Annotated in this window: 9 protein-coding genes; 4 read left to right on the top strand and 5 right to left on the bottom strand. The window is 39.9% G+C overall.

What is annotated here, in order from left to right; translation table 11 throughout:
* Positions 1-43 precede the first annotated feature (43 nt).
* Positions 44-1,684, top strand: a complete 1,641-nt coding sequence (locus AC4PG5_RS07460; RefSeq protein WP_492028316.1) for a tetratricopeptide repeat protein — start codon at positions 44-46, stop codon at positions 1,682-1,684.
* Between the two features lie 185 nt (positions 1,685-1,869).
* Here AC4PG5_RS07460 and AC4PG5_RS07455 read toward each other — a convergent pair whose 3' ends face one another.
* From AC4PG5_RS07455 to lnb, 5 genes are all read right to left on the bottom strand, one after another.
* A complete protein-coding gene (locus AC4PG5_RS07455) occupies positions 1,870-2,313 on the bottom strand; it encodes a hypothetical protein (protein WP_492028315.1) in 444 nt (147 codons plus the stop codon).
* A gap of 68 nt (positions 2,314-2,381) precedes the next feature.
* Positions 2,382-3,473, bottom strand: a complete 1,092-nt coding sequence (locus tag AC4PG5_RS07450; RefSeq protein ID WP_492028314.1) for a DUF6340 family protein — start codon at positions 3,471-3,473, stop codon at positions 2,382-2,384.
* 117 nt (positions 3,474-3,590) lie between these two features.
* Positions 3,591-6,908: a preprotein translocase subunit SecA gene (gene secA, locus AC4PG5_RS07445; protein ID WP_492028313.1), complete on the bottom strand. Its 3,318-nt coding sequence runs from the start codon at positions 6,906-6,908 to the stop codon at positions 3,591-3,593.
* 102 nt (positions 6,909-7,010) lie between these two features.
* Entirely contained in the window at positions 7,011-8,585 is a 1,575-nt protein-coding gene (locus tag AC4PG5_RS07440) for an alkaline phosphatase family protein (protein ID WP_492028312.1), read from the bottom strand.
* The gene (gene lnb, locus AC4PG5_RS07435) at positions 8,582-9,778 is read right to left on the bottom strand and encodes a lipoprotein N-acyltransferase Lnb (protein WP_492028311.1); all 1,197 of its coding nucleotides are present in this window, start codon (positions 9,776-9,778) and stop codon (positions 8,582-8,584) included. The genes AC4PG5_RS07440 and lnb overlap by 4 nt, the downstream gene beginning before the upstream one ends.
* A gap of 232 nt (positions 9,779-10,010) precedes the next feature.
* Here lnb and AC4PG5_RS07430 point away from each other — a divergent pair, with 232 nt between their 5' ends.
* Genes AC4PG5_RS07430 through AC4PG5_RS07420 form a run of 3 tightly spaced genes read left to right on the top strand, consistent with a single transcriptional unit; the run spans position 10,011 to position 13,345 of the window.
* Positions 10,011-10,742, top strand: a complete 732-nt coding sequence (locus AC4PG5_RS07430) for a type III pantothenate kinase (protein ID WP_492028310.1) — start codon at positions 10,011-10,013, stop codon at positions 10,740-10,742.
* A complete protein-coding gene (bamG, locus tag AC4PG5_RS07425) occupies positions 10,729-11,964 on the top strand; it encodes a BamG family beta-barrel-assembly machinery protein (RefSeq protein ID WP_492028309.1) in 1,236 nt (411 codons plus the stop codon). Before AC4PG5_RS07430 ends, bamG begins: the two co-directional genes overlap by 14 nt.
* Positions 11,965-12,022: 58 nt before the next feature.
* Positions 12,023-13,345, top strand: coding sequence for a tetratricopeptide repeat protein (locus tag AC4PG5_RS07420; protein ID WP_492028308.1), 1,323 nt, complete (start codon positions 12,023-12,025; stop codon positions 13,343-13,345).
* The last annotated feature ends 5 nt before the right edge of the window (positions 13,346-13,350 follow it).

Here is a 13,350-nt window from a genome sequence, read left to right as displayed (position 1 = left end):
AAATATTACTTATCTTTGTAGGGAAATCAAAGAATATGATGTTATGAAAGGAGTTTTAGGGCTGTTGACTCTTTTTTTAGTCAGCTGCACTTGTTCTCATAGAGAACTTATTGAGGACGCTGAAGAATTTTTGGATTCTGGCAGTACGGATAGTGCATTGACTGTTATCCATAAAATACACGATCTGGAGAAGTTGGAGAATCCGCTTTTGGCTAGATACGCGTTGGCTGTAAGTCAAATTCATGTCAATAAAGGAGAAGCTTTAAGCGAAGACAGTATGCTTTGTAGCGCTTACAATTATTACAGAACAATTGAGCCTCAAGATACTAAAAGACTGTTGCAGGCTACTGTTCTTATATCTAAATATTATTGGTGGAATGGAAATAAGAAAAAGGCATATGATCTTTTAAAAAGTGCTCTTGAAAAGTATGAAGGGCATAGCTCCCTTTTGTTATTGACATTACATGAATTGTACGCTGTTGACAATGATTTTGATTCTGCCAAGCGATACTTGAACGCTTTGATCGAGTCTGATGAGGAAAATACTAATTTAAGGTTTCAATATTTGTATAACTTGGGAACATTTAGTTTTTATACGGATGATCGGGAAGATGTGGAAAAGATCTTTTCAACCCTGGAAGAATATTTGCGGACGCCACAAGATTCGATGCTATATTGGAAATATGCATTACGCACTTATGCCGATATTTCAAGTGATTTTGGTGACCAACAGAAGGCAATAAGACTTCAGAGGAAGGCACTTGACCATTTTTTAGGGAAGGATAGTACTGAAATGTCTTTTTCGTATGCTTCTTTTTCTAGATATTATTTATTGCTCGGTAATATTGATGAGGCTAGACGCTATTTGCGACTTGCTGATAATTTTGCAACTGAAGGCATCCGCAATGATTTATCTAATGCAGGGTATTATCAGACTTTACATATTCTTCTTGATTATGCTCAATCCGACAGCTTTAGTTTCAAAGATTGGGCTCTGTTTGTCAATAATCTGCAAGAGAGTGCAGAGCATAAACAACAAGTAATAGAAGCGAAGGAGCAATATAGTCGACAGCTTGATGAACGGAACCTACACCTTGTTATTTCTCGACAAAAAATGCAGATAACAGCCATGTATACTATCCTTGGGCTGATTCTTGTTATTGTAAGTCTGGTATTTTATAACCGACGAAAAAGAACAATGATAGAAGAGAAGGAAGAGGAACTTGAGGCTTTGCGTCAGTTACTTGCAGAGTCACAGCAACAAACCGACCAGAAAGATGATCGTTTTTTCAAGAAGGTGATGTTGCAACAGTTAGGTGTGATTAGAATGGCTGCATCTAACCCGACTGCTGCAAATCAAGAGATGTTGAAGCAGATGTCGGAGATTGCAAATAAAAAAGTAGAGGTCGATGCACTCCTTGATTGGGATTTATTATACAAAACCATTGATTATATTTATGATGGCTATTATTCAAATCTGAAATCCCAATGCAACGAATTACTGAATGAGAAGGAGATTCAATTGTGTTGTTTGCTTCGTGCTAGTTTCTCCACGAAAGAAATTAGCATTGTTACACAACAAGGGGTGCGAACTGTATATCAGCGGAAAACAATCATACGCCAAAAGCTGTGCATTGAGGAAAAAGGTGACATTGTGGGTTACACAACATCACTAAATTCGTAATAGGGGCAGTCTTGTCTGAATATGAACAGATCAATCACAGAAAATCTAGGTGTGAGAAGGTTGGAGTGGCGTTAAAAAGAACTCATCTATAAGATACTAAAAGAGGCTGTCTTACCGATCGTAAAACAGCCTCTTATATTTTTTTGAGACCTTAGTTGCCTTCTTAAATGAAGGATTTATAAGTCTTATTTTTCGAGCAAATCTTTTAGGAAATCATCCAGTTCTTGATCCAATCCTTTCAACAGTTCATCACTGAGAAGTAAGGTATCATCATCGATCAACATTAAGTCGCAAATGGTTTCTCGCTCTTCATCGATTAGAACAAAAGAATAAGGTTTAAGGATGCTTAGCTTGTCTAACTCACCACTCTCTTTAATCTTGTTGATGGCAGAACGTAGACTGTTCTCAGCTTCTTCCGTCAGATTATCTCCTTCGTAGTTGGCCCATTCTTCTATCATCACATTCGCTAACTCCTGATCTTCATCGTTGTAGATGATGAATTGTCCACTTGAGTTTGGCTGTAAGTGGAAATCGGTAATAATGGTTTGTTCACATCCGCAAGTGTACTTACCAATAGCCTTTTGGATCGCCGTTTCGATGATGGACTGTGATTGCTGACTTAATTTCATCTTATTCTTTCTTTAATTAGTCAAAGGTATAAAAAAATAATAACCTTTATGCTTTTTTACCAAAAAAACTATTCAAACCGATTCATTTGTAACTGTAATTTCGGCAGATTGTTTTTTCTGATCTTTAATTCTTCGATATAAAGTGAGATCATCAAGTAGTTACGAATGGATTGTACCTTTTGTGGATTGATGTTCAACTCCCCGACGTGTTCTACTTGACGAGCAAATCCTTGTGCTTTAGTGGCCCATTCTTCTGCTTGGTCTAGATTGTCGCTCATCTCGTAATAGAGGGCAATGTTATGGGCTAATCTCATTTTCTTCTTATCGTTTTTTGTAGCTTGGAATAACTTGTTCCAAATGTTGAAGGCTCCGTTCCAATTCTCTTCTTTGATGTAGATCTCGGCATCTCTCATGATGGTTGAACCACCGCTATAGAATCGTCTTATATCGCTTTTCCAATGAGGAACGATACGTTTCACCGGAATGGTCCCGGCATATTCCGAACTGATCCGAAGGGCTGCTGTATCCGGAATGGTATATAACCTGGCTTCGGTTTCACTTGCTCCGAAAGCTTCCCATTGTAGGCTGTCGCAACTGATGAAGCTAGTCATCGCTCCTTGCCGATTTGGGATATAGATCGAGATTTTGGGATAAATGGTCGACTGTACGATGGTTTGGAAAGCCGCGAATTCGGGCACATATTGCAGCGTCCTTTTTAGCTTCAGAGGGACAGATTCTAATGCGATGATGAAATCGGCATTGAGGTTCTCGGCAAGTTGGTTGACCTCGTTAGTGCTGAGTTGTTGCTCTCTGTTATATTTATCGTATACGCGTAAAGCGGAGTCACAGATAATGACTTCGTCAAAATAGTTTTGCGAGGCGATCTCTTTGGCTAATGACTCTGTAGCAACTTCTGAGATTCCCAAGGGATAGGCTGTGGCTTCGCTTACAATAAGATTGTTTGGCTCGCTTTTTTTGCCGTCAGGACGACGATCGAGGAGGGTATTCGTGTTGTCGACAATTGCCACTCGTCGGAGGTTGTTTGGAAAGCTCACTTCACCGGGCACCATGTATTCAATGGTGGTCTCTTTTAGACTCTGGCAGGCAGTGAGTCCTAAAAATGTCGCCAGAAATAGAAGGTAGACAGACGATTTAGTCATAGTGGTATTGGTTTTTTGAGATGTTATAAACAAATGTACAACTTTGTCTGAAAAAAGAAAAGCCTCAGACCGTTTTTAACCGTCTGAGGCTTTTTATTTTAGTCATGAAGCTTCTTTTTATTGATTGCTTCCGTGACAATTCTTGTATTTCTTACCACTTCCACAAGGACAAGGATCGTTGCGACCTACTGTCTTTTCTGCACGAATAGGCTCACGACGTTGTTGCTCTCTAGTGTCTTGTTGCGCAGCAGCTTCTTGATGCGGATCGCTCAAATCGTGTTTTTGTTCGCGATATTTACTCATATCTTGGCGTTGCTCAGGAGCTGCCTGGCGTACTTCTACACGTTTTTCGGTTTGATCGGGTGCTTCCTGAACAGGAATCTGACCACGCATTAAGATCGATACGGTTTGGTTATTGATCTTGCTGACCATCGTGTCGAACAAGTTGACTGATTCTAGCTTGTAGATCAATAGTGGGTCTTTTTGTTCGTAGCTAGCATTCTGAACCGAATGTTTCAGTTCGTCTAGTTCGCGTAAGTTCTCTTTCCAAGATTCGTCGATCACATGGAGCAAGATAGATTTCTCGAACGATTTAACGACTTCTTTCGACTCGTTTTCGTAGGCAGCTTTTAGGTTACATGAGATGTTGTACATGCGTTTGCCATCTGTAATTGGTATTAAGATGTTTTCGTACATGTGACCTTGGTTCTCATAAACTTGTTTGATGACCGGATTGGCCACTTGCGACATACGTTCGGTCTTACGTTTAAATTCGCTCATGGCTTTTTCAAACGCTCTTTCTGCCAAAATGTCTTTCTTCTCACTGCGGAACTCGTTTTCATCGAAAGGAATTTCCATCGCTAATGTTTGAATGAATTCCATTTTGCAACCTTCGTAATCGTTGTTTTCAATGGCACTAGCACAGCGATCCCAGATCATGTTGACAATATCCATGCCGATACGTTCGCCCATCAAAGCGTGGCGACGTTTCTCGTAGACAACAGTACGTTGTTTGTTCATCACGTCATCATATTCAAGAAGACGTTTACGAATACCGAAGTTATTTTCTTCGACTTTCTTTTGAGCACGTTCGATAGAATTAGAGATCATCTTATGTTCGATCATTTCACCTTCTTGGAATCCTAAGCGGTCCATTACGCTGGCGATACGGTCGGAAGAGAATAAGCGCATCAAATCGTCTTCTAATGAGATGAAGAAAACAGATGATCCCGGGTCTCCTTGACGACCGGCACGACCACGTAGCTGACGGTCTACACGACGAGACTCGTGACGTTCTGTACCGATAATGGCCAAACCACCGGCAGCTTTGACTTCTGCACTCAGCTTAATGTCGGTACCACGACCGGCCATATTGGTGGCGATGGTCACGTTACTGCGTTGTCCGGCTTGTGCCACAATGTCAGCCTCTTTCTGGTGTAATTTAGCATTCAAGACGTTGTGCTCAATCTTGCGCATCATCAACATCTTACTCAACATTTCCGAGATCTCGACCGAGGTTGTACCGACAAGTACCGGGCGACCGGCTTCTACCATCTTTTCGATTTCTTCGATGACGGCTTTATATTTCTCGCGTTTTGTCTTATAAACGCGATCGTTCATATCTTTACGAGCAATCGGACGATTGGTTGGGATGACCACAACATCCAATTTATAGATGTCCCAGAATTCTCCGGCTTCTGTCTCTGCTGTACCGGTCATACCCGAAAGTTTGTGGTACATACGGAAGTAATTCTGTAGGGTGATGGTCGCGAACGTTTGTGTGGCAGCCTCTACCTTTACTCTTTCTTTAGCTTCGATCGCTTGGTGTAGACCGTCTGAATAACGACGTCCTTCCATGATACGACCGGTCTGCTCATCGACAATCTTTACTTGTCCGTCGATAACCACGTATTCATCATCTTTCTCAAACATGGTGTAAGCTTTGAGAAGTTGGTTGATGGTGTGTACGCGTTCCGATTTGATAGCGTAGTTGGTCAATAGCTCATCTTTCTTTTGCAACTTATCTTCTTCCGATAGGTTCGGTACATTTTCCAGTTCAGAAAGTTGTCCGGCGATATCGGGTAAGACGAAGAGTGCAGAGTCTTCAGAATTACCGGTGATCAAGTCCACCCCCTTGTCGGTAAGGTCTACACTATTTAGTTTTTCATCAATGACAAAGAACAACGGATCGGTTACTTCGTGCATCCGCTTGTTGTTTTGCTCCATGTAAATCTCTTCTGTCTTGAGCATACCGGCTTTGATACCCGATTCACTTAAGTATTTGATCAGAGCTTTATTCTTAGGCAAACATTTGTGGCTACGGTATAACGCTAAGAAGCCTTCTTCCACTTCTTTTTTATTGTCCGAAGCAATCAGACGTTTGGCATCTGACAGATATTTGGTGGCGATCACCTTTTGTGCTTCAACCAAGCGTTCTACTAATGGGCGAAATTGCTCAAACAATTGATCGTCGCCTTTAGGGATCGGACCAGATATAATCAATGGGGTACGAGCATCGTCAATCAAGACAGAGTCGACCTCATCGACAATAGCGTAGTTGTGTTGGCGTTGAACCAAGTCTTTAGGACTGATGGCCATGTTGTCGCGTAGATAATCGAAACCGAATTCATTATTTGTTCCGAAAGTAATATCTGCTAAATAAGCTTTACGACGTTCGTCTGAGTTCGGTTGGTGACGGTCGATACAGTCGACGCTGAGTCCGTGGAACATATAAAGTGGTCCCATCCACTCTGAGTCACGTTTTGCTAAGTAATCGTTGACGGTTACGACGTGAACACCATTTCCGGTTAAGGCGTTAAGGAATACCGGTAGGGTAGCCACTAAGGTCTTACCTTCACCTGTTGCCATTTCGGCAATCTTTCCTTTATGTAAGACGACACCACCAAATAGCTGTACGTCGTAGTGCACCATATTCCAAATCATTTCATTACCACCGGCAGTCCAATGGTTTTGATAAATCGCTTTGTCGCCTTCGATGCGTACAAAGTCTTTTGTCGCAGCAAGGTTACGGTCGAAATCGTTGGCTGTAACCACAATTTCCTCGTTTTCCGAGAAACGTTTTGCTGTGGCTTTTACAATGGAGAAAGCAGCAGGAAGCACTTCATCGAGTGCTTTCTCATATTTTTCTAGGATTTCCTTTTCGATCTTGTCTATCTGTTCGAAAAGAGTCTCACGTTCTTCTAGTTCTAACGTTTCTACTTTAGCTTTTAGCTCTTCTATCTTAGAGCGTTCTTCGTTTGCTGAGTCGTAGATGTATTTCTTGAGCTCCTCTGTTTTTGCGCGGAGAGCATCATTATCTAGTTGATCAATTTCCGGGTAGATGGCTTTGATCTTCTCCACCCATGGCTTGATTTCTTTCATGTCTCGCGTGGATTTGTTTCCGAAAATCGAGCTTAAAAATTCATTAAATCCCATTATGTATAATGTTAGTTTATTATTATTCGTTTTAGATGACGCAAAGTTAAACTAAAATGCTGATTTTTCAGTGTCTTAACTTTGCTTTTTCTCGTGAAAATGTTATTTGAGGTTGGTCAAAGCAGGTGCTTTGGATGCGTTTGGAGCACGTATGCGCATGTAATGTGCTACGGTTGGTGCAATCTGCTCAATGGTTACAGGGGAATTTATGATTGCCGGTTTAACCGAATATCCCATGAAGATGATTGGAGTGGGTACATTGAATTGGCGAACGACTTTCTCGGTACGATTGTCTTCGCTGACGATGCTCCATCCGGGGAGTATATCGATTAATAGATCTCCAGATCGTTTACGGTGATAAGCATTTCTTTTTTTGTCAATGTCGGGCGACCAACTTCCAAGAAGTAGTCTGTAGCCTGAATAGGTTTCATTAACTCCGCTGAATTGCATTAAGAATTCTGCCGATTTATCTTGGATCTCACGGAGATCGAGTTGCTTTTTCTCTATGAGCTTATGGTTCAAGTAGATTTGTTGGTCATAATAACCTTCCACGTATTTCCCTTCACCATAGGTCGCCATTAAATACATGTTCAACAAAGCGGCACAGCGGTTCAGGTGAAATTCTCCTCCGGGTATTTTATAGGAGGCTGCATCGGCCGATTCCGTATCGGTATAACCGGTTGACGTAATGAAGAATAAAACGTTGGATAGCCCGATTTTACGGTCGACGATGTCTAGTAAATCGGCTAGGCTACGGTCGAGACGTACATAGGTGTCTTGGATTTCCATGGCACATTCTTGTACCGACTTGTGGTTGTAATTTCCTCCGTAATAGGTCAAAGATAGTAGGTCGGTGATGTCGTCGGCTCCAATAAAGGTTTTATCGAGCAACGTTTTGGTCAAGTTATTGATTTCGTCGTTAACAAACGGACTGGTGATGAATCGGCGGAACTTGTTTTGTTTCTCGTCGTCAAACTTGTATTTAAATAGGATATCTCTCCAGTCGGGAAGAAACGTATACATACCACGTGGATATACCGGTTCCCAAACGAGATCTTTTATTCGTAGATCGACTGCTTTCTGATCATTATATTGGTTGGCGAATAAGGGAAACTCTCCGTAATAAGTCGTGCCGCACCATTTGCCGGAGTTAGGATTTAGCCATAATGCGCCGTTAGCTGTGTGTCCCGCACCAAAGATCGAACTGTCGTTGAATGGAGAGATGGAATAGACTAAACTTTGTTTTTGAGTCGCTATCCTTAATTCATCACTAAGAGTTGAGGTCAATAGATTGGTCGGTGCACAAGTCTCATCGGTATAATATCCCATAAAGCTTGCATTGTCTGCACTATTGATGACTCGCAAGGTAGAGATATCCATCCATCGATTTGAGATGATCCCGTTAACGGACGGGGTTGTCCCGGTGTATATAGCGGCAATGGCCGAAGAACGGTCGATGTTGTCGAACGTATATTGACCATTGGTGAATACTCGTCCCTCTTTCCATAAACGTTTGAATCCTCTTTCGCCATAAAGTGACGAAAAAGCTTCCAAGTAATCTGTACGTAGTTGGTCGATAGTTAAACCGATCACTAGCCTTGGGGCTGACTGAGGCGTTTGCGCTTGTAGCCCGGTAAATGTAAGTACAGTTATTAATGAAGTGAGTAATCCTTTCATTGCTCTTTTTTATAGGTCCGTATCAAATGGTTTGCTGAACGAATCAACAAACATAGTGCCAAAGGTACGATTGCTAAATCAAATCTTTGTGGTATTATTGGGAAAAGCATAATAAAAAGTGTTAAAACGATGAGGTTTATCTGATGATACCTGCATTTTCTCTTTTTTATGCTACAATATACAAGGTAAGGGGCCCATAATAAATGTAAGGGATGGAACACAAATAGGAGGTAATTTTCGCCCACGGCCGGATGTTGGGAAAAGCAGGCGAGAAAGCATAAAATAGATCCTGTGATCCCTGCAGCAACAAATAGAAATAGGTCTATTGCCCAGAATGCTTTTTTCTTCTTGATTTCATAGATCGTTATACCGCAAACAACCATGAATAACAACAGGGCGCTTCTCAATGGAGAAAACCAATCGGCCGACCGTATGGGTGGGGATGGATTTTCTATGAGGGCTTGGGTTTCTGTAACCAACGGTTTGTTTTGATGATCGTGGTTTTTTATTTGTGCTTGCTTGAAGAAATCCATGAGGTAGATCGGAGCAAACATCATTTGCTCACGAGTAATGGGGTAGTCGGCTTCTCTGCCTAAGCAAAGATCGAATCCGAAACGGGCCCATAAATGGTTAGTAGTGTATTCATGAAGTAGGTCACGAAAAGAAACGGAATAATCTTTTGGGTTTTCCGGATAAATAATCTGTCCGTCGACGCTTTGTTCGATTTTGATTCTTGGTCGGGTAGCACAGTTGTCATAAAAGAAATTGTATCGATAGATTCTATTTTCCGGGAGATAATTGGTTTCAAGTTGCTTTCTAAGTTCAGCCTTCTCAGATATGCTTAAATTGAGCGGCTGTTGCCAAATTTGTCGCCCTTCATCTTCGTATTCGGCTGCAAATCGTTCATAATTGGTTGCGCCTAGTTGGTAATCCGTATGCCCTAAGGAAAATCTCCAAATGAAATGAGGGGTATTGAAGCTGAATAGACCATAGTTGAATACGACATCAATGTTTTGTGTGTAATTCTCATAACGAATAGCAGTGTGTCCAAACAAGGTGTATATTTCTTCTCCCGGCGCACAAGTTAATAAACTGAATCTAATGGAATCTTGTGTGCTGGCACGACTTTTATCTATGCCGACAAGGGTGAATATTAAGTATAAGCTAATTAAAATTGTTAACTTCTTTTTCATGTACATCTGAGCTTTAATGTTGCGGCAAAGGTATAATAAAATCATGTGATTTGGAAACAAGAGGGTTTGGGATTTTAGATGCGATATCCAAAAGATGAAGTCTTCTTGTCTTTTTATGATGTGATAAGTCGACTGATATCATATATCTTTTAAATGAGGGTGAGTTTTTTTCTTGATTCTACTCCTATTTTCTTTTTTTACTTTACATTTGCAAAACAAAAAAGTGAATGGATTGAATTTAATTGTTGACATAGGTAATACAGTTGCTAAAATAGCTGTGTTTGAAAGAGATGAAATGTTGGAATTTGTTTCTGATTCAAACTCGATATTTGATAAATTACACGATATTATGGCAAAATACCCGATTGAAAGAGGGATTGTGTCTTCTGTAATTGATTTAAATGAACTGATGCTGGGACAGTTAAATAGCTTAGGAATTCCTTTGATATGGCTGGATTATCAAACACCTATTCCTTTGACGAATCTCTATGAGACGCCCCAAACATTAGGGGCCGATCGAATTGCGGCAGTCGTCGGAGCAACAAATGTATTTCCGAATAGGGATCTTTTGGTTATTGATGCCGGAACGTGTATCACTTATGAGTTCGTAGATTCAGAAGGATGTTATCACGGTGGCAATATTTCCCCGGGATTACAAATGAGATTAAAAGCTTTGCATCAGTTTTCCGGACGATTACCTTTAATTCAATCGGATGGCCGCACTTTATCTTTAGGTAAGGATACCGAAACGGCTATACGATCGGGAGTGATTAAAGGGATCGAATATGAAATTATGGGATATATTCGAGAATTGAAGGAAAAATATCCTCAACTTTTGGTTTTTTTAACGGGCGGAGATGGATTTTCTTTTGAAACGAGCGTAAAAAATGTCATCTTTGCAGACAGATTTTTGGTGTTGAAAGGATTAAATAGAATTTTAAACTACAATAATGATAGGATTTAAACAGATAATTTGTGCATGCTCACTGATGGTATTCAGTGGTATGGGCGTTGCTCAAAACAACACAAACTCTCCTTATACCAGATATGGATTAGGTGATTTGTCTGATCAATACTTTGGGAATAGTAAGGCGATGGGAGGAGTTGCTTATGGATTACGCGATAATCTTCACATTAATCCTTTAAATCCTGCATCTTATACGGCAGTTGATTCTTTGACTTATCTCTTTGAAGGTGGGGTTAGTCTGCAAAGTGCTAATGTTCAAGAACAAGGAGTAAAGATTAACGCTAAAAACTCTAGTTTTGATTATTTAGCGATGCAGTTTAGAATACGTAGAGGAATTGGTATGAGCTTAGGCGTTTTACCTTATTCTAATGTGGGCTATAACTTGACCCAAACCTATCAAGCAACTGAAACAGCTCCTGCTTATGCTAAGTTGTTGTCTGGAGACGGTGGATTACACCAATTATATGCCGGGTTAGGTGCTGAAGTCTTTAAGGGTTTTTCTTTGGGACTTAATGTATCCTATTTCTGGGGAGATATAAACCGTCGATTGAATATGGTATATCCTGAGCCTGCATATTCTTATAATGAGAATATGGCCATATCTATATCTGACTATAAAGTGGATTTAGGTTTTCAATATACTCATGCTTTTGATAAAAAACACTCTATTGTAGTAGGAGGTGTTTTTTCTCCTAAACATAATTTGAGTAATTCTGTTAATAAAGTATTGACTGTGAATTCTATTACTACAGAGAATGTAGATGCGACCTTTGAATTACCAAACTCTTTTGGTCTAGGATTAACCTATAATTATAATAAACAATTAACTGTAGGTGCTGATTATAGCCTTCAACAATGGAGTAAGGTGAAATACATGAACGAGGAGAATGCGCTTCTAGATCGGCATCGTCTTTCTGTTGGCGCCGAATTTATCCCTAATCCGGTAGGGCGATCTTATCTTTCATTTGTTAAATATCGAGTAGGTGCGTTCTATTCAACGCCTTATTATAAGATCAATGGAAAAAGAGCAACTCATGAATATGGTGTGACAGCCGGATTTGGTTTACCTGTACCTCGCTCTCGTTCTATTTTAAGTATTAGTGGTCAATTTGTGAAAACCAAAGGACTTGAAACGAATTTTGTGAGTCAGAATTTATTTAGAGTAAGTATTGGGTTGACATTTAATGAACGTTGGTTCTTTAAACGTAAGGTGAACTAAGTATCGCTGATTTGAAAATTAAACACACATTTTTATTATAACTAAAATTTTATATACGATGAAAATTAAAACCCTTGTAGCTATACTGTTCTTTTCGGCAGGCGCAACAACTGTAATGGCACAGGATGATAACTGTAACTCTAACAGTAGTATATCGCATGAAGCTGTTCGTGCTGGAAATTTTAAAGACGCTTATTCGCCTTGGAAAGCTGTGTTGGAAAAATGTCCTACATTGCGTTTTTATACTTTTACCGATGGCTATAAAATCTTAAAAGGATTAATGGCTCAAGTAAAAGATAAAAATTCTGCGGATTATAAGAAGTACTTCGATGAGTTAATGAATACTCACGATTTGCGTATGAAATATACTGAAGAGTTTATCTCAAACGGAATTAAAGTATCATCTGCTGATGAAGCTTTAGGTGTTAAGGCAGTAGATTATATTGCTTATGCTCCTAAGATAGATGTTAACTTGGTTTATGGATGGTTGAGCCAATCGGTGAATGCTGTTAAAGGCGAATCGGCTGCAGCAACATTATTCTATTTCCTTCAGACTTCATTGGATAAGTTGAAAATTGATCCATCTCATAAGGAACAATTTATTCAAGATTATTTGAGTGCTTCTGAATATGTTGATGTTGCTATTGCTGCAGAAGAGAAAGAGAGCAAAAAGAAAACACTTCAAAGCATTAAAGATAACTTGGTTGCTTTGTTTATTAATAGTGGAACAGCTGATTGTGAATCACTACAAGGCATATACGCTCCTAAAATTGAAGCGAATAAGAAAGATTTAGCTTATTTGAAAAAGGTTATTGACATCATGAGAATGATGAGATGTACAGATAGCGATGCTTATTTGCAAGCAGCATATTATGCATATAAAATAGAACCAACTGCAGAAGCTGCTGCGGGTTGTGCTTATATGGCTTACAAGAAAGGCGACATTGACGGTGCGGTTAGATTCTTTGATGAAGGAATCGGCATGGAAACTGATAATGTGAAGAAAGCTGAAAAAGCCTATGGTGCTGCTGTTATTCTTTATAATGCGAAAAGATTATCTCAAGCAAGATCTTATTGCCAAAAAGCAATTAACTATAATGGTAACTATGGAGCTCCATATATTTTAATTGCAAATCTATATGCAACTAGTCCTAACTGGAGCGACGAACCTGCATTGAATAAGTGCACTTATTTTGCAGTGATTGATAAACTTCAACGTGCTAAAGCGGTAGATTCAAGCGTTGCTGAAGAAGCTAATAAAATGATTTCACGTTATGCTGCTCACACACCTGAGGCTAAAGACCTATTTATGTTGGGATATAAAGCTGGTGACCGTATTACTATCGGAGGATGGATCGGTGAGACGACTACGATTAGATAATATGT

It is taken from the genome of Bacteroides sp. QWL-09 (genome assembly GCF_058683585.1).
This window is presented reverse-complemented; position numbering and strand designations above follow the sequence as displayed.

Excerpts from the sequence above, each read along its gene's own strand:
- lnb (WP_492028311.1), bottom strand. The coding sequence starts at position 9,778 with ATGAAAAAGAAGTTAACAATTTTAATTAGCTTATACTTAATATTCACC.
- AC4PG5_RS07455 (WP_492028315.1), bottom strand. The coding sequence starts at position 2,313 with ATGAAATTAAGTCAGCAATCACAGTCCATCATCGAAACGGCGATCCAA.
- AC4PG5_RS07420 (WP_492028308.1), top strand. The coding sequence starts at position 12,023 with ATGAAAATTAAAACCCTTGTAGCTATACTGTTCTTTTCGGCAGGCGCA.
- secA (WP_492028313.1), bottom strand. The coding sequence starts at position 6,908 with ATGGGATTTAATGAATTTTTAAGCTCGATTTTCGGAAACAAATCCACG.
- AC4PG5_RS07450 (WP_492028314.1), bottom strand. The coding sequence starts at position 3,473 with ATGACTAAATCGTCTGTCTACCTTCTATTTCTGGCGACATTTTTAGGA.
- AC4PG5_RS07440 (WP_492028312.1), bottom strand. The coding sequence starts at position 8,585 with ATGAAAGGATTACTCACTTCATTAATAACTGTACTTACATTTACCGGG.
- AC4PG5_RS07460 (WP_492028316.1), top strand. The coding sequence starts at position 44 with ATGAAAGGAGTTTTAGGGCTGTTGACTCTTTTTTTAGTCAGCTGCACT.
- bamG (WP_492028309.1), top strand. The coding sequence starts at position 10,729 with ATGATAGGATTTAAACAGATAATTTGTGCATGCTCACTGATGGTATTC.